The organism is Streptomyces sp. NPDC001502 (assembly GCF_042894785.1).
GTDB classification, from domain to species: Bacteria; Actinomycetota; Actinomycetes; order Streptomycetales; family Streptomycetaceae; genus Streptomyces; species Streptomyces kutzneri.
In genome coordinates, this window is sequence record NZ_JBIAVW010000026.1 from 43,240 (window position 1) to 68,096 (window position 24,857).

Genomic DNA, 24,857 nt, shown 5'->3' on the forward strand with positions numbered 1-24,857 from the left:
GTCACCGCCGTGCTGCCGCGGCTTCCGTGAAACGGCGCGCGACGGACGGCTCGGCCGCCCAGTGCGTGTGCAGGTAGCTCGCGTGCACACCCTGCTGCACGAAGCCCTCGACCCGGCGCTCCGGGTGCGTGAACCCCCACGCCGGGGCCGCCCCGGCGCCCGGCTCGATCACCGTCCGGTGGAACTCGTGCCCGCGCAGCCGGGTCCCGGCCTGCGCGAGCGCGCTGTCGGACACCGCCACCGCCTCGCGGTAGCCGAGGGTGAGGCGCTCCGACATCCGCGCGTCGGCGTCGAGCACCCCGCACATGGGCTTCCCATCCAGCGACCGGCCGAGGTACAGCAGCCCGGCGCACTCGGCGGCGACCGGGCCGCCGGCCGCGGCGAAGGCGGCGACGGCCGCCCGCAGCGGTTCGTTGGCGGACAGTTCGGGCGCGTACATCTCCGGGAAGCCGCCACCGATCACCAGGCCGGAGGTACCGGGCGGGAGCGCCTCGTCCCGGAGCGGGTCGAAGGTGACGACCTCCGCTCCGGCGGCGGTGAGCAGCTCCGTGTGCTCGGCGTAGGAGAACGTGAACGCCGGTCCGCCCGCGACGGCGACCACCGGCCGCCTGCCGGGGGCTCCGCCGAGGTCTGCCGGTGCGGCGCCGTTGCCGGGGGCGCTGCCACCGGACCCCCGCGCCTCGAACGCCGGCGAGGCTGAAGTACCGCCCCAGCTGCGCGTCAGCGCAGCAGCCGGCGACCACGCCTCGCAGTCCAGGGGCGGGGCCGTGCGGGCCAAGGCCATCAGGGCGTCCAGGTCGCAGCCCGCCCGGACCTGCGCGGCCAGCGCCGACACCGAGGCGAGCGCGTCGGTGCGCCGCTCGGCCACCGGGACCAGCCCCAGGTGGCGCGAGGGCGTGGCCACCTGCGGAGCCCGCCGCAGGACACCGAGGACCGGCATCCCCGCCTCCTCCAGGGCCTCCCGCAGCATCACCTCGTGCCGGTCGGAGCCGACCTTGTTCAGGATCACGCCCCCCAGCCGCACCTGCGGGTCGAAGGAGGCGAAGCCGTGCACCAGCGCCGCGACCGACCGCGACTGCGAGGAGGCGTCGACCACAAGCACCACCGGCGCCCGCAGCAACTTCGCGACCTGTGCCGTCGACGCCAGCTCACCCCGGCCCGCGGCGCCGTCGTAGAGCCCCATGACGCCCTCGACCACGGCCAGATCGCACCCGGCCGCCCCGTGCGCGAACAGCGGAGCGACCAGCTCCGGCCCGCACATGAAGGCGTCGAGGTTGCGTCCCGGCCGGCCGGTGGCCAGCGCGTGGTAGCCGGGGTCGATGTAGTCGGGCCCGGCCTTGTGCGGGGACACGGCGAGGCCGCGCTCCGAGAAGGCCGCCATCAGGCCCGTGGCCACGGTGGTCTTGCCGCTGCCGGACGACGGAGCGGCGATGACCAGCCGAGGCACGTTGAAGCGGTACGAAGTCACCACTCGATGCCCTTCTGGCCCTTCTGTCCCGTGTCCATCGGGTGCTTGACCTTGGTCATCTCGGTGACGAGGTCCGCGAACTCCACCAGCTTCTCCGGCGCGTTGCGGCCCGTGATCACCACGTGCTGCGTCCCGGGACGGTTGCGCAGCACCTCGATGACCTCGTCGACGTCGATCCAGCCCCAGTGCATCGGGTAGGCGAACTCGTCGAGCACGTACAGCTTGTGCGTCTCGGCGGCCAGATCGCGCTTGACCTGCTCCCAGCCCTCCTTGGCCGCCTGCTCGTTGTCGAGCTGCGCGTCCCGCTGCACCCAGGACCAGCCCTCGCCCATCTTGTGCCAGACGACGGAGCCGCCCTCGCCGGAGGCGCCGAGCACCTTGAGCGCGTTCTCCTCGCCGACCTTCCACTTCGCCGACTTGACGAACTGGAACACCCCGATCGGCCAGCCCTGGTTCCAGGCGCGCAGCGCCAGCCCGAAGGCCGCCGTGGACTTGCCCTTGCCGGGGCCGGTGTGGACGAAGACCAGCGGACGGTTGCGGCGCTGGCGCGTGGTGAGCCCGTCGTCCGGAACGACGGACGGCTGTCCCTGAGGCATTACGCGGCCCTCCTGTTGCTGTTGCTGCTGCTGTGGGGTGAAGCGGCGGATGTCACCGCGGTACGTACGTTCTTCACGAGCCCGGCCAGCGAGTCGGCCCGCAGCCCGTCCAGCGTGACGGCCGGACCGCCGAGGTCCCGGGCCAGTACGCCGGCCAGCCCCAGCCGGACCGGCCCGGACTCGCAGTCCACGACCACCGAGGCGACGCCCCCGGCCTGCAGCAGCCGCGCGCTGTGCCCGGCGAGCTCCCGCGGGCTGCTGTCCGTACGGCCCCCGGCGTTCCCGGCCGAGGTGGCCCGCCCATCGGTGACGACCACGAGCAGCGGCCGGCGCGAGGGATCCCGCAGCCGCTCGATCCGCAGCACCTCGTGGGCCTTCAGCAGCCCGGCGGCCAGCGGGGTGCGGCCGCCCGTCGGCAGCTGCTCCAGCCGGGCCGCCGCCGCGTCCACCGAGGAGGTCGGCGGCAGGGCCAGCTCGGCCGTGGCACCCCGGAAGGTGATCAGACCGACCTTGTCCCGGCGCTGGTAGGCGTCCAGGAGCAGGGACAGCACCGCGCCCTTGACCGCGCTCATGCGCTGCCGGGCGGCCATCGAGCCGGAGGCGTCGACGACGAAGAGGACGAGGTTGCCCTCGCGCCCCTCCCGCGTGGCCTGGCGCAGATCGTCCTTGCGGATCACGAGGCCGCGCCCGTCGCGGCCGCGCGCCTTCTGGTGCGGGGCGGCGGCCTGGATGGTGGCGGTCAGGTGCAGTTTCGTCAGGTGCCCGCGCGGGCGCTGGGCGCCGGTGGTGCGGCCGTGGGCGGTGCGGGCGCGGGACCGGCGGCCGGACGCGCCCTCGCCGAGACCGGGCACGCTGAGCATCTTGGTCCGGAACGGCTCGGCGGCACGGACCGCCGCCTGCTCCGGCCCGGCGGCCTCCTGGGCGGAGGGCTGCGGGGCCTCGGGGGCTTCCGCCGGGGCCTCGCCGCTCTCGGGGGCCTCGGGGGTCTCGGCCGAGGCCCCCGGGTCCTGCGGTCCGCCGCCCTGCGGGGGCGTGCCACCCGGGCCGCCGTCGGGACCGCCGTCCCCGGGTCCGCCGTCGTCGGGCCCCTCGGGGTCCGGCTCCGGCTCGGGCTCCTCGTCGGGGAACTCGTCCAGGATCCGGTCGAGCATGTCCTCGTCCAGCCCCGGCGCGTCGAACGGGTTGCGGCGCCGCCGGTGCGGAAGCGCCAGCAGGGCGGCCTGCCGGACGTCCTCCTTGCGTACGTCGGTCCGCCCGGCCCAGGCGGCCAGCGCGGTCGCGGTCCGGGCCATCACGATGTCGGCACGCATCCCGTCGACCTCGAACCCGGCGCAGGTCGCCGCGATCTGCAGGAGCGCGGTGTCGCCGAGCGAGACCTTCGGGAGCAGCGCCCGCGCGGCCACCACCCGGGCGCGGACCTCGTGCTCGTCTCCGGCCCAGCGGGTCGCGAAGCCCGCGGGGTCGTCCTCGTAGGAGAGCCGGCGGCGGACCACCTCGACGCGCTGGGCGGGCTCGCGGGAGGCGGCCACCTCGACGGTGAGCCCGAACCGGTCCAGGAGCTGCGGCCGCAGCTCGCCCTCCTCGGGGTTCATCGTGCCGACGAGCAGGAAGCGGGCGGCGTGCCGGACGGAGACGCCCTCGCGCTCCACGTACGAGGCGCCCATCGCGGCGGCGTCCAGCAGCAGGTCGATCAGGTGGTCGTGGAGGAGGTTGACCTCGTCGACGTAGAGGATTCCGCGGTGGGCGTCGGCGAGCAGCCCGGGCTCGAAGGCCTTCACGCCCTCGGCGAGGGCCCGCTCGATGTCGAGGGCGCCGACGAGGCGGTCCTCGGAGGCGCCGACGGGCAGCTCCACCATGCGGGCGGGCCGGACGCCGCCGGGGCCGGCCTCGTGCGGACCGTCCGGGCAGGCCGGGTCCGGCGCGGCGGGCGCGCAGCTGAACCGGCAGCCCGACACGACGTCGACCTGCGGCAGCAGTGCGGACAGTGCGCGGACGGCGGTGGACTTGGCCGTCCCCTTCTCACCGCGCACGAGCACCCCGCCGACCGCCGGGCTCACGGCGTTGAGCAGGAGCGCCAGCCGCAGGTCGGACTGGCCGACCACTGCGGTGAACGGGTAGGGCGTGCTCATGCGTTGCTCACTCCTTGGAAGGCGCGGACCGTTGCCGTGTGCGGCGCTGCTGCTGGGGCTCCGCCCCAGACCCCGCGCCTCGATCGCCGGCGGGGCTTGATCTGGCTGGGGGAGTTTGGGGCGGGGGTCTGGGCGGAGCCCGGTTTCGGGAAGGGGCGGGGTGGGGGACAGCCCCGCAGGGCCCGGCCGCCCGTCACGGGGCGCCCGGGGGGATGAAGGGCAGGCCCGACGGGGCGCCGCCCTCGATCAGCCGCAGCAGGGCACGCGTATCGGCGTGTTCCTCGATCAGGTCGCCGAGCAGGTCCAGCTGCTCCTCCCGCAGCGTGGCGAACGAGGTGTCCGGCGCCGGGACGAAGCGGCGGCCGGCCGCCGTGGCCACCTCCCGCAGGAACGCCCGGCGGAAGCCGTCCGACTCCAGCGATCCGTGCCAGTGGGTGCCCCACACCGACCCGACCCGGCAGCCGTCCAGGAAGGCCTCACCGCCCAGCACCTCGGCGACCCCGTGGTGGATCTCGTAGCCCGCGACGTCCTCGCCCAGCGCCGAGCCCACCGGTCGGGCCAGGGTCTTCTCGCGCTCGAAGCGGATACGCACGGGGAGCAGGCCGAGGCCGTCGACCTCGCCCGCCTTCGATTCGACCTCGTCGGAGATCCGCTCGCCCAGCACCTGGAACCCGCCGCAGATGCCCAGGACCGGCCGCCCCTCGGCGGCCCGCCGCAACAGCGCGTCCGCGAGCCCGCGTTCCCGCAGCCACTGAAGGGCCTTCACCGTGCCCCGGGTGCCGGGTACGACGACCAGGTCCGCGTCGGCCAGTTCCTCGGCCCGGTCCACGAACCGCACCACGACCCCAGGCTCCGCCGCGAGCGCGTCGACGTCCGTGAAGTTCGACATCAGCGGCACCGCGCACACGGCGACCCGCAGCACGTCCTCGCCCACCGGCGGAGCGACCACGGACTCGCGTACCGCCCCGCGCAGCGAGACCCGCAGGCCGTCCTCCTCGTCGATGCCCAGGCCGTGCCGGAACGGCAGCACCCCGTACGTGGCACGGCCCGTCAGGCCGCGGAGCATCTCCATGCCCGGCTCCAGCAGCGACACGTCGCCGCGGAACTTGTTGACCATGTAGCCCGCGATCAGGGACTGGTCCTCGGGGGAGAGCAGCGCCGTCGTACCGAAGAAGGACGCGAAGACCCCGCCGCGGTCGATGTCCCCGACCACCACCACCGGGAACCGCGCGGCCCGCGCGATCCCCATGTTCACGATGTCGGTCCGGCGCAGGTTGATCTCGGCCGGACTCCCCGCCCCCTCGCAGATCACGGCGTCATACGTGCCCCGCAGCTGCTCCAGGCAGTCCGTGACGATGCCGAGCAGCTGCTCCCGGCGCCCGCCGTGCAGCGCCTTTCCGGGGGACGACGACCCCCCAGCCTCCCCGAAGAACCCGCGGGCGCTCATCTCGCCCACCGGCTTGCCCAGCAGCACCACCTGGCTGCTGTGGTCACTTCCCGGCTTGAGCAGCACCGGGTTCATCAGCGCGGTCGGCTCCACGCGGGCCGCCTGGGCCTGCATCGCCTGGGCGCGCCCGATCTCGGCGCCCTCCAGCGTCACGAAGGAGTTCAGCGACATGTTCTGCGCCTTGAACGGCGCGACCTTCACCCCCTGGCGAGCCAGCCAGCGGCAGATGCCCGCCGTGACCACGCTCTTGCCCGCGTCCGACGTGGTGCCCGCGATCAGCAGACCGCCGCCGCGCTTCGCGCCGCTCATCCGCGCCGTCCTCTCCGTGCCGTACGGGAGACCAGCAGCCGGGCGGCCACGCAGGCACCCAGGGCCAGCCAGGTCACCTGCCGAGACAGCCGTACCGCCCGCTCGATGTCCGCGACCTCCACCGGCCGCCCCGCCCCGCCGTTCAGTACGGCCCGGTGCTCGACCCGGCCGCCGTACGCGAGGGTCCCGCCCAGTCTGACGCCCAGCGCCCCCGCGAAGGAGGCCTCGACGGGTCCGGCGTTCGGGCTCGGGTGCGCGGCGGCGTCCGCACGCCAGGCCCGTACGGCGCCCCGCCGGTCGGGTCCGGCCAGCACGGCGGCGGCCGCCGTCAGCCGGGCCCCCGGCCAGCCGGCCAGGTCGTCGAGCCGGGCGGAGGCCCAGCCGTAGCGCAGGTAGCGAGGGGACTTGTGGCCGACCATCGCGTCCAGGGTGTTCACGGCGCGGAAGGCCAGCAGCCCGGGGACTCCGGCGACGGCGCCCCACACGAGGGCCCCGACCACCGCGTCGGAGGTGTTCTCGGCGACGGACTCCACGACGGCGCGGGCCATCTGCTGCCCGTCCAGGGCCTGCGGGTCGCGTCCGCACAGGTGGGGCAGCCGCTCCCGGGCCACCTCGATGTCCCCGGCGGCGAGCGCGCCGCCGATGGCGCGGGCCTCACGGCCCAGGGAGGTGCCGCCCACGACGGCCCAGGTGGCGGCGGCCGTCAGGGCGATACGGGCGGCTGCGGGCCGGGAGCGCACGGCTCGGGCGCCCAGCGCCCCGACGGCGGCCGCGCCCCCGGCGCACACCAGGGTGTGCAGGAGGCCCCGGGCGCGGTCGTCGCGCCACAGGGAGCGTTCGACGGCGGCGGCGGCCCGTCCGAAGGCGGCCACGGGGTGCCCTCGGCGCGGATCCCCGAGGATCCGGTCGCCGATCAGGCCCGCCGTGGCGCCGTACGCGAAGACGCGATCGGCACGCATGGTGACAGGTATGTCCTCACTCAGGGTCCGCGCCCTGGTTCGACGTGTCCGGCGGCGAGAGTTCCTGGCTCCCGGCACGCACGCGCGGCGTGCGGTTCCGGTGACAGTGGCGGGACCGCGCCGGATTCGCACCGGACTTCCTCTCCATGCCGCCGTATTGGCTCCGGCAGTCCACCACGCACGCCGAAGGCCCGTCAACTCGCCGTTGACCTGCGGCGCGGCCGGGACGCGGCAGGAGCGCGGCAGGGGGCGCGGGATGCGAAAAGCTCCCCCCGGGACAAACCCGGAGGGAGCCTTCACGCCTGGTCGGCCGCGGGGCGGCGGATCAGGCGACGATCAGGTAGATCCCGTAGCCCACGGCCGCCGTGATGACGGCGAAGCAGGCGTACGCGCCGCTGCGGGCGAGGGTGGCGGTGCCGCCCTGCTCGGTGGCGGTCTCGTGCTTGGACAGGCCCACCAGGCCCAGGGTGAAGAGGGCCACGAGGGCGACGGTGGCGAAGAGGCTGACCCCGAAGACGGAGCCGAGCGCTTCCCAGTCGATCTTCATACTGCCGCTTTCTGAATGTCCGGGTCTCTGTGTCTCTGTCTCGGTCAGACCGCGGCGGCCGGAGCCGCCGGGGTCTGCGTCGCGGCCGGGATGGTGGCCTTGAGGGCTTCGTCCGTAACCTCGGCGGTCGTCGCCGCTGCGGTGGTGCCGGCGGCGGCGACGGTCGGCGGGACCGTGACCGCGGCGATCGCCGTGGTGACGACACCCGGCTCCTCGGCGCGGGCCGGCTCCACCTCGTTGACGTTGTTGTGGTCGACGACCTGGCGGCGCGAGATGAACCAGATGGCCAGGCAGGAGCCGATCAGGAAGAGCGTGACCGCGGCGATGCCGACGTCACCGATGCGCATGACCAGCTCGGCACCGGCCGAGACCAGCGCGGCGGCCGGCAGGGTCAGGCCCCAGGCGATGAACATGCGGGTCGCGGTGGACCAGCGGACCACACCGCCCTTGCGGCCCAGGCCCGCACCCATGACCGCACCGGAGCACGAGTGGGTGGTGGAGAGCGAGAAGCCCAGGTTCGAGGAGGCGAGGATGACGGACGCGGCCGAGGTCTGGGCGGCGAAGCCCTGCTGCGGGTGCAGGTCGGTCAGGCCGCTGCCCATGGTGCGGATGATGCGCCAGCCGCCCAGGTAGGTGCCCATCGCGATGGCCATGCCGGCGGAGACGATGACCCAGACCGGCGGGTTCGCGTCGGGCGCGATCGCGCCGCCGGCGATGAGGGCCAGGGTGATGATGCCCATCGTCTTCTGCGCGTCGTTGGTGCCGTGCGCGAGGGAGACGAGACCGGCCGAGGCGATCTGACCGGCGCGGTAGCCCTTGGCAGAGGTCTTCTCGCCGACCTTGTCGCCCAGCTTGTAGGTGAGCTTGGCGGCCAGGTACGCGGCGATGCCGGCCACCAGCGGGGCGGCGATCGCGGGGATGAGGACCTTGGTGACGACGACGCTGCCGTTGACCGCGCCGATGCCGGCGGAAGCGACCGCGGCACCGATCAGGCCGCCCATCAGGGCGTGCGAGGAGCTGGAGGGGAGACCGACCAGCCAGGTGACGAGGTTCCAGAGGATCGCTCCGACCAGGGCGGCGAAGATCACCTCTGGCTGGATGCCCTCCTCGTTGACCAGTCCCTTGGAGATCGTCTTGGCGACCTCCACGGACATGAACGCGCCGACGAGGTTGAGCACGGCGGACATGGCCACCGCCGTCTTGGGCTTGAGGGCGCCGGTCGAGATGGTGGTAGCCATCGCGTTGGCTGTGTCGTGGAAACCGTTCGTGAAGTCGAACACGAGAGCGGTGATGATCACGATCCCGAGGAGAAGCGTTATGTGCTCCATTTACCCAGGCTTCTGTTTGACGTCAGTGGCTCGGCGACCGTAGGCAACCTGGATGAACGGAAGGTGAACTGACTCGGGCGGAGCGGTGTACTGGCGCGGGGTGTGATCGGGCCATTCGTCCTGATTCTGGCGTAGATAACGCTATTAATGCACGTCAAAGCCGGGTGAATGAACCCCTCCGCAGGGGGTTCGCCGTGCATACGATCCCGCCTCCCGGGCCTCGGATGAGACCTAGATCACCCCCTCTGTGCTCGCGGTGGAGGGATCTCCTCCGGTGGCCCGCCCGAAGCCCCGACCCGACACTGGAGCAGTGCGTACCGCGACAGCGGCGGCTGCGGCCGTCACGACGACCCTCCTCGGTGCCGGCGCGGCCGCCGTCGCCGTCGCCCGGCACGCCGCCGACGCGGCCCTGCGGTCCGAACCGGGCCGCCCGCTCCCCGGCGGACCGAAGCTCAGCGTCCACTCCGCCGCCGACGGCCGGATCACACTGACCCGTTCGCTCGCCTCCCTGCGCCCCGGCACGTACGGCCTGGTCGCACCCGGTGTGCACGCCGTCGTCGGACCCGTGCTCCCGGACGCCGACCCCGGCCCGGACGCCGTCGTACGGCAGCTCCTCTCCGTCACCCACGGCACCCTCGACCCCGGCACCCGGGTCTCCCTCACCCCCCAGGTGTACGTCGGCAACCCGCGCACCGCCCTCGGGCTCGACCACGCCGACGTGGACGTCCCCGGGGAGCTCGGCGCCCTGCCCGCCTGGTTCGTGCCCGCCGCCCGGGACACCTGGGTGATCACCGTGCACGGGCTCGGCAGCAGCCGGGAACACCCGATGGTGGTCATGCCCTTCCTGCACCGCCACCATCTGCCCGTCCTGGACCTCGGCTACCGGGGCGACCTCGGTGCCCCCGCCTCCCCGGACGGCCTCGGCCACCTCGGCGAATCGGAATGGCGTGACCTGGACGCCGCCATCCGCTACGCCCTGCGCTACGGAGCCCGCCGCGTGGTCCTGTACGGCTGGTCCACCGGCGCCACCATGGCCCTGCACGCCTTCGAGCGCTCGCCGCTCGCCCACCGGATCTCCGGGCTGGTCCTGGACTCCCCGGTGCTCGACTGGCACACCACCCTGCGCGGGCTCGCCGCGGCGCGCGGCGTCCCCGGCGTGGTGCTGCCGCTGGCCGTCCGGGCCGCCGAGGGCCTCACGGGCCTGCGCGCCGACCGCCGGCCTGCGGGCTCCGACCCCGGCGCGCTGCGCGTCCCCGTACTGATCTTCCACGGCCCGGACGACGCGCTCGCCCCCTGGGGGCCCTCGCGCAGACTCGCCGCCGCCCGCCCCGACCTCGTCGCGCTGCACACGGTGGGCGGGGCCGGGCACGGCGCGATGTGGAACGCCGACCCGGCCGGTTACGAGGAGGTTCTGCGCCGCTTCCTCACCCCTCTTATGTGAAGACCGGGCGAAGGGCCGGGCGAAGGGCCGGCCGAAGGGCTCGGTGAGCGGCGCGGGTGAACGGCCGGGTGAACGGCGGTGAAAGGCCACGTGCCGAGGCCCGTCATGTGAAGGCCCTGTGACGGACAGGGCCCCACGGGCGGCTTGTCCCGGTCTGCGCTGCGGTGAACGACGGCAACGGCCGATTCCGTTTGGGCTTTCGGCCAGTGACGGGCGAGACTGCTTCCGTGACGTCCCGAAAGCCTGATGAGCAGTTGGCTCGCGACTCCAGACTCCGACTCGTCTCGCCGCGCTCCGTCGCCGCGGCCCGCAAGGCGGTGACCGACCGGCGCACCCGGCCCGCGCCCAGGCCCCCGGCGGGTACGCCCGCCACGGCCGACCTCGCGAACCGGGCCCGTGCCTCGCTCGCCGACGCCGTACGGCTGACCCGCTGGGCCGAGCGCAACCTCGGTGCCGGAGACGGCGGCCGGCCCGCCCCCACGGGCGCGCTGCCCGCGGCCGACGTCGAACGCGCCGCCGCGGAACTGGGACTGACGCACGGCCAGATCCAGGTCGGCTGGGACCGCGCCCGGCTCGCCGGACTGGTCGAGGTGCACGGCGGCCATGCCCGGCCCGGCTGGCGGCTGCGCGCCTGGGACCGCGACGACACCGCCGTACTGCGCGGCTGGGTCGCCCTCTTCGACGCCTGGTCGCTGGTCCATCCGGCGCCCGCCGACATCGCCCCCTCGGCCGTCGCCGAGGTCGTCGAGGCCATGCCCCAACTCCTCTCCCTGCTCCAGCTGTCCGCCGGCCCGGTGACCGTCCCGGACCTGCTCGACCTGCTCGGGCAGCGCGTCACCGAACTGCGCGACGAGCGGTGCGAGATCCCCTACGAGGCCGAGCCCGCGACGGCGCTGACGTCCGCCGCCGCCGGCCCCGCGGAGGCCCGCCCCGTCCCGCTCGCCCGGCTGCTGCGCTGGGCGCTCGGCGGACTCGCCGCCGTGGACGCCGTCACCCTCGGCCCCGCCCGGGCCACGCTCACCCCGCTCGGCAGCTGGGCCGTCTGGGTCAAGCTTGAGCAGATCTGCGTCGCGGCGCAGAGCCCCGCCGGGAACATCGAACAGTCCGCCGCCGCCATGCTGCACGGCTGCGCGCGGCTCACCCCCGGCCCGGCCCGCGCCGAGTACCAGGCCTGGCTCGCCGCCCGGCCCGTCGGCCACGCGGTGGCCGAGCTGCTGCAGGCCGCCCGGGGCGAGGACGCCCTGCTGCGCGGCCTCGCCTTCGAGGCGCTGCGCGTGGTCGGCGCCCCCGCCGAGCCGGAGGTGCGCGCCACCGTGCGCGAGCCCGCCCTGCGCCCCTACGCCCTGCTCTGGCTCGCCGAGCACGACGGGATCGACCCCGACGAGGCGCAGGACGTCCTCACCGCCGAGGAGTCGACCTGGCTCTGGGTGGACACCGCGGCCGCCATCGCCGACCACGGCGAGGCCGAGCTGCTGGCCCGCCACCTCGACTCCGCCGTCCGGACCACCGTCCCCCGGCTGCTGGACGAGGTCCGTGCGGTCGGCCACCCGCGCACGGTGCAGGTGCTGGTCGCGCTCGCCGCGGCACACCCCGACCCGACGCTGGCCAAGGCGGTCCGCCGGGCCGCCTTCCAGGTTCACACCGGCGGCGAGTGACCCCGTAGCGGCGGGGCCCCGTAGCGGCGAGCGACTCCGTGGGAGAACGAGGGCGGGGACGGGCGCGCCGCCCGGGTCAGACCTGCGGCGCGTACGTCCCGAAGCTCCAGACGTTGCCCTCGGCGTCGCGGGCCATGTAGTCGCGGGAGCCGTAGTCCTGGTCGGTGGGCTCCATCACGATCTCAGCGCCGTGTTCGACCGCCCGCCGGTGGTGGGCGTCCACGTCGTCGACCACGACATAGACCCCCGAGGGGCCGGCGCCCTCCATGGCCTTGTCGAAGACCCCGCCCCTGCCCGAACTGCCCAGCATCACCATGCCGTTGCCGTACGCCAGCTCGGCGTGCGTCACGGAGCCGTCCTCACCCTCGTAGACGGCGACCTGGCTGAAGCCGAAGGCCTCGGTCAGCAGCCTGATGGCCGCCTTCGCGTCGCGGTAGACCAGTGTGGGACAGATGGACGGAACGCCTGCCATGACGATCACTCCCTCTCGTGACGGTGACCCGCGTCACACCAGCATGGCAGGCGTCACCGACAGTCAGCGGAAGGTGTTGCACTGGGCCATGTCACCGGTCCGGTAGCCCTGGTAGAACCACTGCTGGCGCTGCTCGGCCGAGCCGTGGGTCCAGGACTCCGGGGACACCCGGCCCTGGAACTTCTCCTGGATCCGGTCGTCGCCGACCGCGGCCGCCGCGTCCAGCCCGTCCCTGATGTCGGCCTCGGTCAGCGTCTTGAGCAGCGGCCGCCCGGTGGAGGCGTCCGCGACGTTCGTCGCGTTGTGCGCCCACACCCCGGCGTAGCAGTCGGCCTGCAGCTCGACCTTGACCGCGTTGCTGTTCGGACCCTGCCGCCCGTCCTGGGCCCGCTGGAGGGTCCCGGTCAGGTTCTGGATGTGGTGCCCGTACTCGTGGGCGACGACGTAGGCCTGGGCGAAGGAGCCGCCGGTCGCGCCGAACTTCGTCCGCAGGTCGTCGAAGAAGCCCAGGTCCAGATAGACCTTCCGGTCCGCGGGGCAGTAGAAGGGGCCCACCGCCGAACTGGCGGTCCCGCACGCCGTGTTCGTCCGGTTCTCGAAGAACACGGTCGTCGTCGGGCTGTACTGACCGCCGCGCCTGGCGAACTCCTGCTTCCAGAAGGCCTGGGTGCTGAGGGTGACCGCCAGCAGCCGGCAGTCCTCCCGCGTGTTCGCGTCCCGCCCCGACTTGCAGGCCTGCTGCACCTGGGTGAGCGACGAGGTGACCGGCGCCGGCTCCTCCTCCCCGGTGGACAGCCCCAGCTGCTCCGGCCCCACCCCGAACAGCAGCCCGATGACCAGCGCGATCAGACCGACGATGCCGCCGCCGACGGTGGCCTTGCCGCCCGGGATGCGGCCGCCGCCGCGCCTGTCCTCGACCTCGGAGCTGTCGAGCCTGGCGTCGTCGTCGAACTGCATCCCGCACCGCCCTCCATACGTGGAACAGGTGCGGTCGCGTCTCCGCCCATGCGGCGAGTATCAACCCAATCATCCCGATCTGCGCCTCGGCCGCTCCGTGGAGCCACTGAGCCGGACGGGGGACACGGGGGAGCGGATCCCGCAGGCCGGACGGCCCGGGCCGCGCCCGGAAAGTAGTTGCGCACCCCCGGTAGAATGTCTCTCATGGCAAATCTCCTCGCGGATTAGCGGCGTCGAAGCTTCGCGTCCTGCCCCCCTTCCGCCGTCCCGACCCGCCCTGGAGTATTTCCGTGATCACCGCCACCGGCATCGAGCTGCGCGCCGGCGCCCGCGTCCTTATCGAGTCCGCCTCCTTCCGTGTCGCCAAGGGCGACCGCATCGGCCTGGTCGGCCGCAACGGAGCGGGCAAGACCACCCTCACCAAGTGCCTCGCGGGCGAAGGCCAGCCCGCCGCCGGCTCCATCGCCCGCTCAGGCGAGGTCGGCTACCTCCCGCAGGACCCGCGCACCGGCGACCTCGACGTGCTGGCCCGCGACCGGATCCTGTCCGCGCGCGGCCTCGACGTGCTGATCAAGAAGATGCGCGCGAACGAGGAGCGCATCGCCACCGGCACCGGCGGCACCCGTGACAAGGCGATGAAGCAGTACGAGCGCCAGGAGACGGAGTTCCTGACCAAGGGCGGGTACGCCGCCGAGGCGGAGGCCGCGACCATCTCGGCCGCCCTGGGCCTGCCCGACCGGGTGCTCGGCCAGCCGCTGCACACCCTCTCCGGTGGCCAGCGCCGCCGCGTCGAGCTCGCCCGGATCCTCTTCTCGGACGCCGACACCCTGCTCCTCGACGAGCCCACCAACCACCTCGACGCCGACTCCATCGTCTGGCTGCGCGACTACCTGAAGACCTACCGCGGTGGCTTCATCGTGATCTCCCACGACGTCGACCTGGTCGAGACCGTCGTCAACAAGGTCTTCTACCTGGACGCCAACCGCTCCCAGATCGACGTCTACAACATGGGCTGGAAGCTCTACCAGCAGCAGCGCGAGGCCGACGAGAAGCGCCGCAAGCGCGAGCGCCAGAACGCGGAGAAGAAGGCCGCGGCCCTGAACTCGCAGGCCGACAAGATGCGCGCCAAGGCCACCAAGACCGTCGCCGCGCAGAACATGGCCAAGCGCGCCGACCGGCTGCTCGCCGGCCTGGAGGCCGTCCGCGTCAACGACAAGGTCGCCAAGCTCCGCTTCCCGGACCCGGCGCCCTGCGGCAAGACCCCGCTGACCGCCGAGGGCCTCTCGAAGTCGTACGGCTCGCTGGAGATCTTCACCGACGTCGACCTGGCCATCGACAAGGGCTCCCGCGTGGTCATCCTCGGTCTCAACGGCGCCGGCAAGACCACCCTGCTGCGTCTGCTCTCGGGCACCGAGAAGCCGGACACCGGCACGGTCGTCCCCGGCCACGGCCTCAAGCTCGGCTACTACGCCCAGGAGCACGAGACCCTGGACCCGGAGCGCACGGTCCTGGAGAACATGCGCTCCTCGGCCCCCGACCTGGACCTGGTCGCCGTGCGCAAGACCCTCGGCTCCTTCCTCTTCTCCGGGGACGACGTGGACAAGCCCGCCGGGGTGCTCTCCGGTGGCGAGAAGACCCGGCTGGCCCTGGCCACGCTGGTCGTCTCCTCGGCGAACGTGCTGCTCCTCGACGAGCCCACGAACAACCTCGACCCGGCCAGCCGCGAGGAGATCCTGGGCGCGCTGCGCACGTACAAGGGCGCGGTCATCCTCGTCACGCACGACGAGGGCGCCGTCGAGGCGCTGGAGCCGGAGCGCATCATCCTGCTTCCGGACGGCGTCGAGGACCTGTGGGGACCGGACTACCGGGACCTGGTGGCCCTCGCCTGACCGGGTTCCGGTTCCCGTTCCGCTTCTGATCCAGTTCCTTATGGATCATTCGGCTCACGGGTGATCCATCATCTGAGTGAGACGGTCTCGTACCGTTGCGCGTCGTACGACGGCCCCGGCCGCACCCGCGAAGGTGCGCGACCGGGGCCGTTCGTTTTCCGGTTCCGCGCCCCTGACCTGGCGATTCCCGGCGAGGGCAGCGGAGTGTGACGGAAGTCATGCAGCGGAAGAGGAGATTCCGTTCTGCTCGGGTGTCCACGGGTCGGGAAATGCCGTCGTACCGACCTTGCTGAATGGGTGGCCAGGAAGCGTGGGAGGGGTGATCATGAGAAGTCCAGAGCGCACTTCCCATGAGGAGGCACGGGTGGCCGAGACTCTGAAGAAGGGCAGCCGGGTAACCGGCGCCGCGCGCGACAAGCTCGCGGCAGACCTGAAGAAGAAGTACGACTCCGGTGCGAGTATCCGGGCGCTGGCCGAAGAGACCGGCCGGTCCTACGGATTCGTCCATCGGATGCTCAGTGAGTCCGGGGTGTCGTTGCGTGGTCGCGGAGGCGCGACGCGCGGCAAGAAGGCCGCTACGGCCTGACCCCGGTCCCATCGGTTCCGACGCTTCAACGGCTTCAAGGTTCATCATGATCCGACGGTTCCTTCGGTGACCCCCGGTCGGCCTTCCGGTCGGCTGGGTGGTTACTGTGCAGTCACTTAGGCCGAGCTTGCGGCCGACTGCACACCGGAGGCATGAAAGATGGCTCTGCTCGACAAGGACGGCGTACGACTCACCGTCGACGACACGGTCGCCACGGTGACACTGACCAATCCGGCCAAGCGAAATGCCCAATCCCCCGCGCTCTGGCGGGCTTTGGCCGAGGCCGGGAGGTTGTTGCCGGGCACCGTCCGGATCGTCGTGCTGCGCGGTGAGGGCAAGTCCTTCTCCGCAGGGCTCGACCGGCAGGCGTTCACCCCCGAAGGTTTCGAGGGCGAGCCCTCCTTCCTCGATCTGGCACGCGGTTCGGACGAACTGCTCGACTCCACGATCGCCGAGTACCAGGAGGCATTCACCTGGTGGAGGCGTAACGACATCATCTCCGTCGCCGCCGTGCAGGGGCACGCGATCGGCGCCGGCTTCCAGCTCGCGCTCGCGTGCGACCTGCGCGTGGTCGCGGACGACGTGCAGTTCGCCATGCGCGAGACCAGCCTGGGCCTGGTCCCCGACCTGGCCGGTACCCAGCCCCTGACCTCCCTGGTCGGCTACGCCCGCGCGCTCGAGATCTGCGCGACGGGCCGCTCCGTGCACGCCGAGGAAGCGGAGCGGGTCGGCCTCGCCAACCTCGTCGTCCCCGCGGACGAGCTCGACGCCGCCGTCCAGGACCTCACCACGGCCCTGCTGGCCCCGCCGCGCGACGCCGTGATCGAGACGAAGACGCTGCTGCGTTCCGCCACGGCCCGCCCCTACGACGACCAGCGCGCCGCCGAGCGCGCGGCCCAGGCCCGCCGCCTGCGGGACCTGGCCGGTCTCTCCGACTGAGGGCCGCCGTGAAGCAGGAGCCCCGGGGAAAGTCGGCCAGCCGACCGGCGTAGTCCCGGGGCGCCCGCGCGCCGGGGCGCCTAACGTGGTGCGGAGTGAGTCCGCCAGCCACGCGAAGGGACACGCGATGACCGAATCCGCATCAGGGGTCTCCGGCAAGGAGCCCGGCGACCGGGGACGCACGAGCATCGCCGACGGGGTGGTCGAGAAGATCGCCGGGCTGGCCGCCCGCGAGGTGGTCGGCGTGCACGCCATGGGCAGCGGCAGCGGCCTCTCCCGTACCTTCGGCGCCGTCCGCGACCGGGTGCCCGGCGGCGGCAAGGCCGGGGTCAGCCGCGGGGTCAAGGCGGAGGTCGGCGAAGTCCAGACGGCCCTCGACCTGGAGATCGTCGTGGACTACGGCGTGTCGATCCGGGACGTGGCACGTGCCGTCCGGGAGAACGTCATCTCCGCGGTCGAGCGGATGACCGGCCTGGAAGTCGTCGAGGTCAACATCGCGGTGAGCGACGTCAAGCTGCCCGATGAGCCCGACGAGGAGCCGGAATCCCGTCTCCAGTAGCCGAGAGGAGCCCGCATGAGCATGGCGATCGCCGGACTCTTCGCCGGCATGGCCCTGGCGTTCGCCGGCTACTTCGGCGGTTTCGGGGCCTTCCTGCTGGTGGCCGCCCTCGGCGCCATCGGATTCGTCGCAGGGCGGTTCCTCGACGGGGACCTGGAACCGGGTGACCTGTTCCGCCGCCGTGACGACCGGCGCGGGTGAGGCGCCGATGAGCAGCCCGCCGCGCTCCGCCCCGCCCCGGGTGGCCGCCGCCGAGCGCGGCTTCACCCGTATCGCCGACCGGGTCGTCGCGAAGATCGCCGCCCAGGCCGCCCGGGAGGCGCTCGCCACCACCCCGGGCACGCCCCCGCACGCCACCGTCACCGTGCACCACGACATCGCCCGGGTCCGGGTCAGCCTGGAACTGGACTACCCCTCCGACCTGGCCGCCCAGTGCGCGGCCGTACGACGGCAGGTCGCGCTGCGGATCGAGGAGTGCGCGTCGATGTCCGTACCCGAGGTGGACGTCGACATCGAGCACCTGCACTCCGCCCACACCCGGACCGCCGCCGGGCGGGACCGGCGGCTGCGGTGACGGCCCCCGGCACCAACTCCGGCACCGACTCCGACACCGGCACCGACACCGGCGCCGCCCCGGCGCCGGCCCGGGCCCGCCGGTTCCGCTCCGCCCGGCGGGTACCCGCCGCGCTCACCGCCCTGGTCGTGCTCGGGGTGGCGGTCCTGTTCCTGTACGACCTGGCCGCCCTGCGGGCCGACCGTCCGGGGATGAGCTGGCGCCGCGACCTCGCCGACCAGCTGGCGGCGCACACCCCCGCGGACCTGGGGGTGCAGCTGATCGCAGGGGCCCTGGTCCTGGCCGGGGCGGTGCTCCTGCTGCTGGCACTGGCCCCCGGGCTGCGCGGGATCCTGCCGATGCGGACCCCGGACCGGCGGGCGGGCGTCCGGGCCGGGCTCGGCCGCAAGGACGCCGCGCAGATCCTGCGGGACCGGGCCATGGAGGTGTCCGGAGTGCGGTCCGTCCGGGTCAAGGTGGGCCGGTCCCACGTCGGGGTGCGGGCCACCTCGCACTTCCGCGAGCTGGACGACGTACGGGCCGACCTCGACGAGGTGCTCGCCGTCGGCATCGAGGAACTGGGCCTCGCGCACCCGCCGAAGCCGCGCGTACGGGTCAGGAGGTGACGGAATGCTCGGAACGGTGAACCGGATCCTGCTGGCGCTGGCCGGAGCGGTCCTGGTGGCGGCCGGGACCGTGGTGCTGACGGGCTCGTGGCCGCTGCACGGCCGCCAGGCGCCGCTGCTGAGCGAGCGGACCAGGAACCGGTACTGGCACGCCGAGGGCTGGTGGTGGTGGGCGGTGCTCGCCGCTCTCGCGGTGGGCGTGCTGCTGGCGCTGTGGTGGCTGCTGTCCCAGTTCAGGCGCCGGCGACTGCAGGCGGTGGTGGTGGACACCGGGGACGGGGAGTTCGCCATGCTGCGCGGGCGCGCGCTGGAGGAGGCGGTGGCCGCGGAGGCCGGCGCCCTGGACGGGGTCGCCGGCTGCCGGGTCGCCCTGCGCGGGCGGCGCGGATCGCCCGCGCTGCGGGTCGCGCTCGAACTGGAACCCCACGCGGTCCCCGCCGACGCCCTGGCCGCCGTGGCAGGTCCGGTCCTCACCCACGCCCGGACCTCGGCGGGCCTCCCGGAACTGCCCGCCGAGGCCCGCCTCAAAGTGACGTCCCACCGGGCCCAGCGCGTGACGTAGACCGTCTCCCGCGGACCCTCCGGGGGTCAGAAGCCGTGCCGGGACCCGCCGTCGACCGGGAGCATGACGCCCGTCAGGTACGACGCCGCCGGGGAGAGCAGGAAGGCCGCCGCGCGGCCGAACTCCTCCGGGGCGCCGTAGCGGCGCAGCGGGATGCGGGACTCGTTCCCGGCCCGCGCGGCCTCCGGGTCACCGGACAGGGCGTCGAGTTCGCGCACGCGGTCGGTGTCGATGCGGGCCGGCAGCAGGCCGATCACCCGGATACCGCGCGGGCCGAGCTCCAGCGAGAGGGACTTCGCGAAGCCGGCGAGGCCCGGGCGCAGGCCGTTGGAGATGGTCAGGCCGGGGATCGGCTCGTGGACCGAGCCCGACAGGACGAAGCCGATGACGCCGCCCTCGCCGAGCTCGGCGGCCGCCGCCCGGGCGAGGCGGACCGCGCCCAGGAAGACCGACTCGAAGGCCGCCGACCACTGCGCGTCGGTGTTGTCCGCCGCGAAGCCCGGTGCCGGGCCGCCCACGCTGATCAGGATGCCGTCGAGGCGGCCGAAGCGCTCCCGCGCGGTGGCGACGAGCCGCGCGGCCGCCTCCGGGTCGGAGTTGTCGGCCGCCACACCGGCCGCGTTCGGGCCGAGTTCGGCGGCGGCGTCGGCCGCCCGCTTCTCGTCCCGGCCCGTCAGGAGCACCTTCGCGCCGTCGGCGGCCAGTTCCCGGGCGGAGGCGAGGCCGAGGCCGCGCGTGGCCCCGGTGACGATGTAGACACGGTCTTTCAGTCCAAGATCCATGCCGACACGCTACGCCGTCGCCGGCTCCTGCCGGGAGGCTTCGGTCCGGGCGGCCTCTTCCTCGCGCTCGCGCTTCTCCCGCCGTACGAGGACCACCCATCCCACCGGAACCGCGCCGGCGAACAGCCACCACTGGACGGCGTACGCCATGTGGGGGCCGATCGAGTCGTGGTCGGGGTCGGAGACGGTCTCCGGGCTGCCGTCCGCCGGGGCCGGAGCGGTGAGCTCCAGGTATCCGCCGAGGACCGTCCGGCCCAGGTACTCCGCCTGCTGCTCGCTGTTGATCAGCATCACCTGGCGGTCCGGCAGGCCCTTGCGGTCCTTGATGCCGCTACCGCTGCTGGTCTCGTCGGCCTTCAGCCGACCGGTGACCGTGACCTCGCCCGTGGGTGCGGCCGGCACCGGCGGGTACGCGCGCGGGTCGTCGCCGCCCGGCACCCAGCCCCGGTTGACCAGGACCACCCGGCCGTCGGAGAGGACCAGCGGCGTCAGGACGTGGAAGCCGACCTTGTCGTCGTTGTCGGTACGCATCCGGACGACGACCTCGTGCGCGGTGTCGTACGTGCCGGTCGCGGTGACCGAGCGCCAGAAGTCCGCGCGGGGGACCCGGTGCCCGGGGGAGGTGATCTCGGTCATGGGGACCGGCTTCGCCCGCAGGTTCGCCTCGATCAGCTGGTTCTGCGCGACCCGGTGCTCATGGCGGTGGTACTGCCAGAACCCCAGCTCGATCATCGCGGGGATGAGGGCGAGGGCCATCAGGGTGAGGAACACCCACTGCCGGGTCAGCACAAAGCGGTACACGCCCACGACGGTACCCGCAGCGCGAAGGACCCCGGCGGCCGGGTGGCCGTCCGGGGTCATGGCGTACGGAACGGGATGTCGTGGCGGGGTGCCGGGGCCCGGGTGCCGGGACGGGGTGTCGGGCCGGGGTGCCGGGCCGGGGTGTCGGGACGGGGTCGCGACGCGGGGGAGTCAGACGCGGTCGACGATGCCCACCTTCCCCTCCGCCCGGGCGCAGTGCGCCCCGCAGAACCACTGGCCCGCGACCTCGACGCCCTGGCCGATGATCGAGACCCGGCAGTGCTCGCAGACGGGCGCCATGCGGTGGATGGCGCAGGAGAAACAGTCGAAGACGTGCACGGCGCCCTGCGCGTGCACCTCGAAGGACATGCCGTAATCGTTTCCGCAGACCTCACAACGTGCCATGGGCCGAATGCTGCGCACGGGGAAGGAGCGGAACAAGATCCAGCGGGGTGAGTCGCCGCGCCTGCACCCGGCCGGCGCAACGGCCCTCCGGTTCAGGACTCGGCCGGGGCCACGTCCCGCAGCAGCTGGGTGAAGGCCGCCTCGTCGACGACCGGCGTGCCGAAGCTCTTCGCCTTGACCGTCTTGGAGGTGGCCGAATCGGGGTCGTTGGTCACCAGGAGGCTGGTGAGCCGCGACACACTCGTCGCGATGTGCAGGCCCGCCTCGACCGCACGGTCCTCCAGCAGCTCCCGCTCCACCGAGGTGTCACCGGAGAAGGCGATCCGCATGCCCTGCTTCAGCGGCTTGCCGTCCTCGAAGCGCCCCGGATTCGGGTGCGGGCACGGCGGCCGCTTGCGCGAGGGCCGCCAGCTGCTGCCCCGGTAGGAGGCCTGGTACCCGACCCGCGGGGTGACGGCGGAGTCCGACCACTCCGTCAGCGGCCGGCATTCCAGCAGGGGCAGCCGTACGCCGCCCTGCGCGGCCGCGTGCAGCGAAGGACGGAACGCCTCCGCGAGCACCCGGGCGTCGTCGAGCGCGTGGTGGGCGCGCTGCTGGACCACGCCGAAGTGCGCGGCGAGCGACTCCAGCTTGTGGTTGGGCAGCGGCAGGTTCAGTTCCTTCGACAGGGCGATGGTGCACAGCCGCTGACGGACCGGTGCGGTCGCGGCGGCCCGCGCGTACTCCCGGGCGATCATCTGCCAGTCGAAGATGGCGTTGTGCGCGACCAGTACCCGGTCCGCGAGCCGGTCGGCGAACTCCTCGGCGATGTCCTCGAAGAGCGGGGCGTCGGCGAGCATCGCGCTCGTCAGCCCGTGGATCCACACCGGTCCCGGGTCCCGCCGCGGGTTGACCAGCGTGTACCAGTGGTCCTCCACATTGCCCTGGGCGTCGAGCCGGTAGACGGCGGCGGAGACTATCCGGTCGTCGCGAGCGAGCCCGGTGGTCTCCACGTCGACGACCGCGTACCCCTGTGGGTACGCGGTCGGCCACATCGTCTCTGCGGTCGTACGGTCGTCGAGCATGGTCACAGAGGATATCGGCCCTGACTGACACCCGTGGCCGCGTCGGCGCTTCCCGGCCGTCAGCCCAGGGCGGCGACCAGGTCGCCCGCCGCGAGCTGTTCGAGGCCACAGCCGTCAACAGGCCCCGGCAGCAGCCGGTATACGGAGCCGCTCGCGCCGGCGGGCGCGACCTCGCCGTCCACCAGCGCGAGGAACACCGACCGTCCCGAAGCGGCGGTGCCCGCGAGGGCCTCGACCTCCGCGGAGGCGAGCACGCCGTCCGGATCGCGCAGGCCGACCAGCCGGGCGGCGAAGGCCGCGGTGTCCTCGCCGGGGCCCCGGCGGTAGGTCCACAGTTCGTCGGGGTCGCTCGGCCGGGGCGTACGGCGCAGCACGGCCACCTCGCGGCAGCGCGCGGCCGCGTGCCAGCCGGCCAGCTCCCACAGGGTGGTGCGGCCGGTCGAGAAGTACTGGAACAGGTCGCGGCCGATCCGGGCCAGGTCCTCCTGGTGCGCCCGCACGCTGTGGTAGCCCTCGTCGTCGGGCAGGTGGACGTCGGTCCACAGGAACCCGCGCCGCTCCAGGTCGACGAGGAGCGGCACGTGGATCCGGGAGTTGCCGACCAGGTCGTAGCGCTGGCGCACGGTCCGCGGGTCGTAGCGGGCGGAGCGGCCGGAGCGGGTGGGCAGGGCCATGAACCCGGCGAAGGCATCGGGCAGCAGCTCGAAGGGGATGTTGTTGAAGCTGAAGACGACCGGCATGGCGAAGCGCACACCGGAGTCGGCCAGGGCGTCCAGGTCGATGTCCACGTACTCGCTCGCCCCGTGGGGCGCCGGCGCCGAGACCAGGTCGCCGGAGTGGACGACGGCCCGCTTGCCGTGGACGAGGTGCGTGTAGTCGCACAGGCCCGCGTAGTTCCAGTCGGCGTCGAACAGCACCACCGGCAGGTCCAGGTCCACGCGCTTGCGCGCCGGTTCCATCCAGTGCAGGAACATGCGCAGCACCTCGCCGTCCGGCAGCGCCTGGAAGCTGCCCTTGGGAACGGTGACCAGCGCCTTGGCCGCAGCCCGCTCGGCGGAGGGGACGTGGAGGTGGGCGAGGCGGGAGTCGAGGACCGCCATGTCGTACGGCTCGGCCGTGGCCAGCCGGCGCAGCACCTCGGCCTCGAACAGCTCGCACACCGCACCGGTCACGGCCTCGGCCAGCGGGGCTCGGTCGTCGTCCACGGTGAAGGAGTGCGCGACCTGTCCGCGCGGGAAGAACACCCGCCGGGTCCCGGGCAGATGGCGGATCCGCAACCGTCCGAGCGCGGACAGCACGGGCCCCGGCCCTGCCTTCGGCAGCCGTCGCGCCAGTACCTCGGCGACCTGCGGCGCCAGGGTGTCGGCCGCGTACAGCCGCAGCAGGTGGTCCAGGCGCCGCACGAGTTCACCGGGGCGTTCGGCCAGTACGGCCAGGGCCCGGTCCGGATCCCCGCCGCGCAGGGCCTCCTCGGCGCGGCCCAGCCAGGTGGCCGCCCGGATGCGCGAGCCGTCGATCCGTACCGCGTGCGGGTGCGCGGCCGCGGTGGCGAGCAGCGCGGCGCCGAGGGCGGTGCCGGTGGTGTCGGTGCCCCGCAGCACGGCGAAGGCGAGGGCGGCGCGCGGGTGGCGGGCGTACTGCTCGAAGGGGTGCAGGATCTCGGCGGCCCGCTTCCACAGGTCCTCGTGGCGCAGTACGTCCTCGACGAGCAGCGCCGGATCGAGCCCGTCCAGGACGGCCAGCAGGTCGCGCCGCAGTGGGCGCGGCAGGGAGCGCAGGCGCGGGGGTTCCAGGAGGCCGGCCTCTCCGCCGGACCACACGGCGAGCAGCCGCAGCACGTCGGTGGCGGTGGTGAGCCGCTCGGGCAGCAGGGCCCGTACGGTCTCCCGCGTGCGGCGCTCGCGCAGCAGGGTGCCCAGCACCAGGGCCTTGGTCTCCCGCACCGGGATGGCGTCCGGGAGCCAGTCCAGGCCGGCCGGCACGTGGGCGAGGAGCACCCGGGCCTCCTCGGTGTCCTGCGGCGAGAGCGGGGTACGGCGGGCGAGGAGCTTGCCGAGGGCGGTGACGGCGTCGGCCGCGCGGTCGGTGCCGAAGGCCAGCAGCCGCAGCGGACCGCCCCCGGAGGGAACCTCCCCCGGGTCCGGGGACGGCCGGATGAACGGATCGCCGGCGTCGACGCGGCGGTGGCAGATCGGGCAGCCGGTGTAGTCGGCGCCGTCCCAGCAGGTCCGGCAGACCAGGTGGGCGCACGGGGCGACGGGGTGGACGCTGCCGACGGTCGCGCACAGCACGCACGGCTGGTCCGGCCACTGCAGGAGCAGGGTCAGGACGCGTTCGATCCACAGCGCGTGGGTGTCGTCGGGCACCGAGGCCGGGAACGAGCGGAACAGCGGCATGTGGGTGCGGTCCGCACCCAGCAGGATGTCGATGTCCCCGATCAACTGCGTGCCGGCGGCGGCGAGTCCGGTGGGTCCCAGCCAGGCGAGTGCCGAACGCAGCGGGCCCGTCAGGGCGTAGCCCCGGTCGAGCAGTTCGGCTTCCAGGGCCGTCAGGCCCTCGGTCGTCGACGGGTCGCCCGGGCGCGGCCCGGCCTGGTCGACGTAGACGGTGTGGAGACGGCGCAACAGGACGGTCGACAGCTCGGGCAAAGGGGGGAGTCCTCCGGAACCGGAAAGGGAGAGTGGGCGGGGGCGGAGAGGGGACGCGCTGCGGTTTTCGGAGGAAGGTGAGAAGGAAGCACGTCGCGGAGCCGCCCCCGCGCCGCAGATACAACCACGGGCCCG

General features: G+C 73.5%; 24 protein-coding genes and 1 riboswitch. Of the genes, 10 read left to right on the forward strand and 14 right to left on the reverse strand.

Going from position 1 to position 24,857, the window contains the following annotated elements; translation table 11 throughout:
* Nucleotide 1: 1 nt before the first annotated feature.
* From ACFY0D_RS33590 to ACFY0D_RS33620, 7 genes are all read right to left on the reverse strand, one after another.
* Nucleotides 2-1,471, reverse strand: a complete 1,470-nt coding sequence (locus tag ACFY0D_RS33590) for a cobyrinate a,c-diamide synthase (RefSeq protein WP_390801713.1) — start codon at nucleotides 1,469-1,471, stop codon at nucleotides 2-4.
* The gene (cobO, locus tag ACFY0D_RS33595; RefSeq protein WP_030013115.1) at nucleotides 1,465-2,064 is read right to left on the reverse strand and encodes a cob(I)yrinic acid a,c-diamide adenosyltransferase; all 600 of its coding nucleotides are present in this window, start codon (nucleotides 2,062-2,064) and stop codon (nucleotides 1,465-1,467) included. Before cobO ends, ACFY0D_RS33590 begins: the two co-directional genes overlap by 7 nt.
* On the reverse strand, nucleotides 2,064-4,193 hold the full coding sequence (locus ACFY0D_RS33600; protein ID WP_390801714.1) for a putative cobaltochelatase: 2,130 nt from the start codon (nucleotides 4,191-4,193) through the stop codon (nucleotides 2,064-2,066). The genes cobO and ACFY0D_RS33600 overlap by 1 nt, the downstream gene beginning before the upstream one ends.
* Before the next feature lie 193 nt (nucleotides 4,194-4,386).
* Nucleotides 4,387-5,949, reverse strand: coding sequence for a cobyric acid synthase (locus tag ACFY0D_RS33605; protein ID WP_390801715.1), 1,563 nt, complete (start codon nucleotides 5,947-5,949; stop codon nucleotides 4,387-4,389).
* Entirely contained in the window at nucleotides 5,946-6,908 is a 963-nt protein-coding gene (locus ACFY0D_RS33610) for a cobalamin biosynthesis protein (protein WP_390801716.1), read from the reverse strand. Before ACFY0D_RS33610 ends, ACFY0D_RS33605 begins: the two co-directional genes overlap by 4 nt.
* Nucleotides 6,909-6,966: 58 nt before the next feature.
* Nucleotides 6,967-7,052, reverse strand: a riboswitch (cobalamin riboswitch).
* Nucleotides 7,053-7,233: 181 nt separating this feature from the next.
* On the reverse strand, nucleotides 7,234-7,455 hold the full coding sequence (locus ACFY0D_RS33615; RefSeq protein WP_266598020.1) for a hypothetical protein: 222 nt from the start codon (nucleotides 7,453-7,455) through the stop codon (nucleotides 7,234-7,236).
* Nucleotides 7,456-7,499: 44 nt separating this feature from the next.
* Nucleotides 7,500-8,783, reverse strand: coding sequence for an inorganic phosphate transporter (locus tag ACFY0D_RS33620; protein ID WP_351154242.1), 1,284 nt, complete (start codon nucleotides 8,781-8,783; stop codon nucleotides 7,500-7,502).
* Nucleotides 8,784-9,093: 310 nt separating this feature from the next.
* Here ACFY0D_RS33620 and ACFY0D_RS33625 point away from each other — a divergent pair, with 310 nt between their 5' ends.
* Complete coding sequence (locus ACFY0D_RS33625) at nucleotides 9,094-10,224, forward strand: alpha/beta hydrolase family protein (protein WP_390801717.1); 1,131 nt, start codon at nucleotides 9,094-9,096, stop codon at nucleotides 10,222-10,224.
* A gap of 227 nt (nucleotides 10,225-10,451) precedes the next feature.
* On the forward strand, nucleotides 10,452-11,879 hold the full coding sequence (locus tag ACFY0D_RS33630) for a hypothetical protein (protein ID WP_390801718.1): 1,428 nt from the start codon (nucleotides 10,452-10,454) through the stop codon (nucleotides 11,877-11,879).
* Between the two features lie 76 nt (nucleotides 11,880-11,955).
* Here the strand turns inward: ACFY0D_RS33630 and ACFY0D_RS33635 are convergent, their stop codons facing one another.
* Both ACFY0D_RS33635 and ACFY0D_RS33640 read right to left on the reverse strand, forming a co-directional pair.
* Nucleotides 11,956-12,351 (reverse strand): VOC family protein, encoded by a 396-nt coding sequence (locus tag ACFY0D_RS33635; RefSeq protein ID WP_189735839.1) that lies wholly within the window; start codon nucleotides 12,349-12,351, stop codon nucleotides 11,956-11,958.
* Nucleotides 12,352-12,414: 63 nt separating this feature from the next.
* Nucleotides 12,415-13,308 carry a neutral zinc metallopeptidase gene (locus ACFY0D_RS33640; RefSeq protein WP_390801719.1) on the reverse strand — a complete coding sequence of 298 codons (894 nt, stop codon included), beginning with the start codon at nucleotides 13,306-13,308 and terminating at the stop codon, nucleotides 12,415-12,417.
* Nucleotides 13,309-13,598: 290 nt separating this feature from the next.
* On the opposite strand from ACFY0D_RS33640, the gene ACFY0D_RS33645 reads away from it, so the two are divergent.
* The 8 genes from ACFY0D_RS33645 (at nucleotide 13,599) to amaP (ending at nucleotide 19,022) form a co-directional block, all read left to right on the forward strand.
* Entirely contained in the window at nucleotides 13,599-15,197 is a 1,599-nt protein-coding gene (locus ACFY0D_RS33645; RefSeq protein ID WP_030010788.1) for an ABC-F family ATP-binding cassette domain-containing protein, read from the forward strand.
* Between the two features lie 364 nt (nucleotides 15,198-15,561).
* The gene (locus tag ACFY0D_RS33650) at nucleotides 15,562-15,783 is read left to right on the forward strand and encodes a helix-turn-helix domain-containing protein (RefSeq protein WP_030010789.1); all 222 of its coding nucleotides are present in this window, start codon (nucleotides 15,562-15,564) and stop codon (nucleotides 15,781-15,783) included.
* Between the two features lie 159 nt (nucleotides 15,784-15,942).
* Complete coding sequence (locus ACFY0D_RS33655) at nucleotides 15,943-16,722, forward strand: enoyl-CoA hydratase/isomerase family protein (RefSeq protein ID WP_390801720.1); 780 nt, start codon at nucleotides 15,943-15,945, stop codon at nucleotides 16,720-16,722.
* A gap of 127 nt (nucleotides 16,723-16,849) precedes the next feature.
* A complete protein-coding gene (locus ACFY0D_RS33660) occupies nucleotides 16,850-17,281 on the forward strand; it encodes an Asp23/Gls24 family envelope stress response protein (protein WP_390801721.1) in 432 nt (143 codons plus the stop codon).
* 15 nt (nucleotides 17,282-17,296) lie between these two features.
* Nucleotides 17,297-17,482, forward strand: a complete 186-nt coding sequence (locus ACFY0D_RS33665; RefSeq protein WP_030010792.1) for a hypothetical protein — start codon at nucleotides 17,297-17,299, stop codon at nucleotides 17,480-17,482.
* Between the two features lie 7 nt (nucleotides 17,483-17,489).
* Complete coding sequence (locus tag ACFY0D_RS33670; RefSeq protein WP_390801722.1) at nucleotides 17,490-17,855, forward strand: hypothetical protein; 366 nt, start codon at nucleotides 17,490-17,492, stop codon at nucleotides 17,853-17,855.
* Entirely contained in the window at nucleotides 17,852-18,460 is a 609-nt protein-coding gene (locus tag ACFY0D_RS33675; RefSeq protein ID WP_390801723.1) for a DUF6286 domain-containing protein, read from the forward strand. Before ACFY0D_RS33670 ends, ACFY0D_RS33675 begins: the two co-directional genes overlap by 4 nt.
* A 4-nt stretch (nucleotides 18,461-18,464) precedes the next feature.
* On the forward strand, nucleotides 18,465-19,022 hold the full coding sequence (gene amaP, locus ACFY0D_RS33680) for an alkaline shock response membrane anchor protein AmaP (protein ID WP_351154250.1): 558 nt from the start codon (nucleotides 18,465-18,467) through the stop codon (nucleotides 19,020-19,022).
* 26 nt (nucleotides 19,023-19,048) lie between these two features.
* Here amaP and ACFY0D_RS33685 read toward each other — a convergent pair whose 3' ends face one another.
* The 5 genes from ACFY0D_RS33685 to ACFY0D_RS33705 form a co-directional block, all read right to left on the reverse strand.
* Nucleotides 19,049-19,804: an SDR family oxidoreductase gene (locus ACFY0D_RS33685; RefSeq protein ID WP_390801724.1), complete on the reverse strand. Its 756-nt coding sequence runs from the start codon at nucleotides 19,802-19,804 to the stop codon at nucleotides 19,049-19,051.
* Nucleotides 19,805-19,813: 9 nt separating this feature from the next.
* On the reverse strand, nucleotides 19,814-20,605 hold the full coding sequence (locus ACFY0D_RS33690; protein WP_390801725.1) for an SURF1 family protein: 792 nt from the start codon (nucleotides 20,603-20,605) through the stop codon (nucleotides 19,814-19,816).
* A 171-nt stretch (nucleotides 20,606-20,776) separates the two neighbouring features.
* Nucleotides 20,777-21,010: a hypothetical protein gene (locus tag ACFY0D_RS33695; RefSeq protein ID WP_030009585.1), complete on the reverse strand. Its 234-nt coding sequence runs from the start codon at nucleotides 21,008-21,010 to the stop codon at nucleotides 20,777-20,779.
* A gap of 92 nt (nucleotides 21,011-21,102) precedes the next feature.
* Nucleotides 21,103-22,080: a DEDDh family exonuclease gene (locus ACFY0D_RS33700; protein WP_351154253.1), complete on the reverse strand. Its 978-nt coding sequence runs from the start codon at nucleotides 22,078-22,080 to the stop codon at nucleotides 21,103-21,105.
* Nucleotides 22,081-22,133: 53 nt separating this feature from the next.
* Complete coding sequence (locus ACFY0D_RS33705; RefSeq protein ID WP_390801726.1) at nucleotides 22,134-24,722, reverse strand: MXAN_6230/SCO0854 family RING domain-containing protein; 2,589 nt, start codon at nucleotides 24,720-24,722, stop codon at nucleotides 22,134-22,136.
* Nucleotides 24,723-24,857: the final 135 nt, after the last annotated feature.

What these genes read in the sequence shown, in the direction of transcription:
- cobO (WP_030013115.1), bottom strand. Translation starts at nt 2,064, where the DNA reads ATGCCTCAGGGACAGCCGTCCGTCGTTCCGGACGACGGGCTCACCACG.
- ACFY0D_RS33600 (WP_390801714.1), bottom strand. Translation starts at nt 4,193, where the DNA reads ATGAGCACGCCCTACCCGTTCACCGCAGTGGTCGGCCAGTCCGACCTG.
- ACFY0D_RS33605 (WP_390801715.1), bottom strand. Translation starts at nt 5,949, where the DNA reads ATGAGCGGCGCGAAGCGCGGCGGCGGTCTGCTGATCGCGGGCACCACG.
- ACFY0D_RS33610 (WP_390801716.1), bottom strand. Translation starts at nt 6,908, where the DNA reads ATGCGTGCCGATCGCGTCTTCGCGTACGGCGCCACGGCGGGCCTGATC.
- ACFY0D_RS33615 (WP_266598020.1), bottom strand. Translation starts at nt 7,455, where the DNA reads ATGAAGATCGACTGGGAAGCGCTCGGCTCCGTCTTCGGGGTCAGCCTC.
- ACFY0D_RS33620 (WP_351154242.1), bottom strand. Translation starts at nt 8,783, where the DNA reads ATGGAGCACATAACGCTTCTCCTCGGGATCGTGATCATCACCGCTCTC.
- ACFY0D_RS33635 (WP_189735839.1), bottom strand. Translation starts at nt 12,351, where the DNA reads ATGGCAGGCGTTCCGTCCATCTGTCCCACACTGGTCTACCGCGACGCG.
- ACFY0D_RS33640 (WP_390801719.1), bottom strand. Translation starts at nt 13,308, where the DNA reads ATGCAGTTCGACGACGACGCCAGGCTCGACAGCTCCGAGGTCGAGGAC.
- ACFY0D_RS33655 (WP_390801720.1), top strand. Translation starts at nt 15,943, where the DNA reads ATGGCTCTGCTCGACAAGGACGGCGTACGACTCACCGTCGACGACACG.
- ACFY0D_RS33660 (WP_390801721.1), top strand. Translation starts at nt 16,850, where the DNA reads ATGACCGAATCCGCATCAGGGGTCTCCGGCAAGGAGCCCGGCGACCGG.
- ACFY0D_RS33665 (WP_030010792.1), top strand. Translation starts at nt 17,297, where the DNA reads ATGAGCATGGCGATCGCCGGACTCTTCGCCGGCATGGCCCTGGCGTTC.
- ACFY0D_RS33670 (WP_390801722.1), top strand. Translation starts at nt 17,490, where the DNA reads ATGAGCAGCCCGCCGCGCTCCGCCCCGCCCCGGGTGGCCGCCGCCGAG.
- amaP (WP_351154250.1), top strand. Translation starts at nt 18,465, where the DNA reads ATGCTCGGAACGGTGAACCGGATCCTGCTGGCGCTGGCCGGAGCGGTC.
- ACFY0D_RS33685 (WP_390801724.1), bottom strand. Translation starts at nt 19,804, where the DNA reads ATGGATCTTGGACTGAAAGACCGTGTCTACATCGTCACCGGGGCCACG.
- ACFY0D_RS33695 (WP_030009585.1), bottom strand. Translation starts at nt 21,010, where the DNA reads ATGGCACGTTGTGAGGTCTGCGGAAACGATTACGGCATGTCCTTCGAG.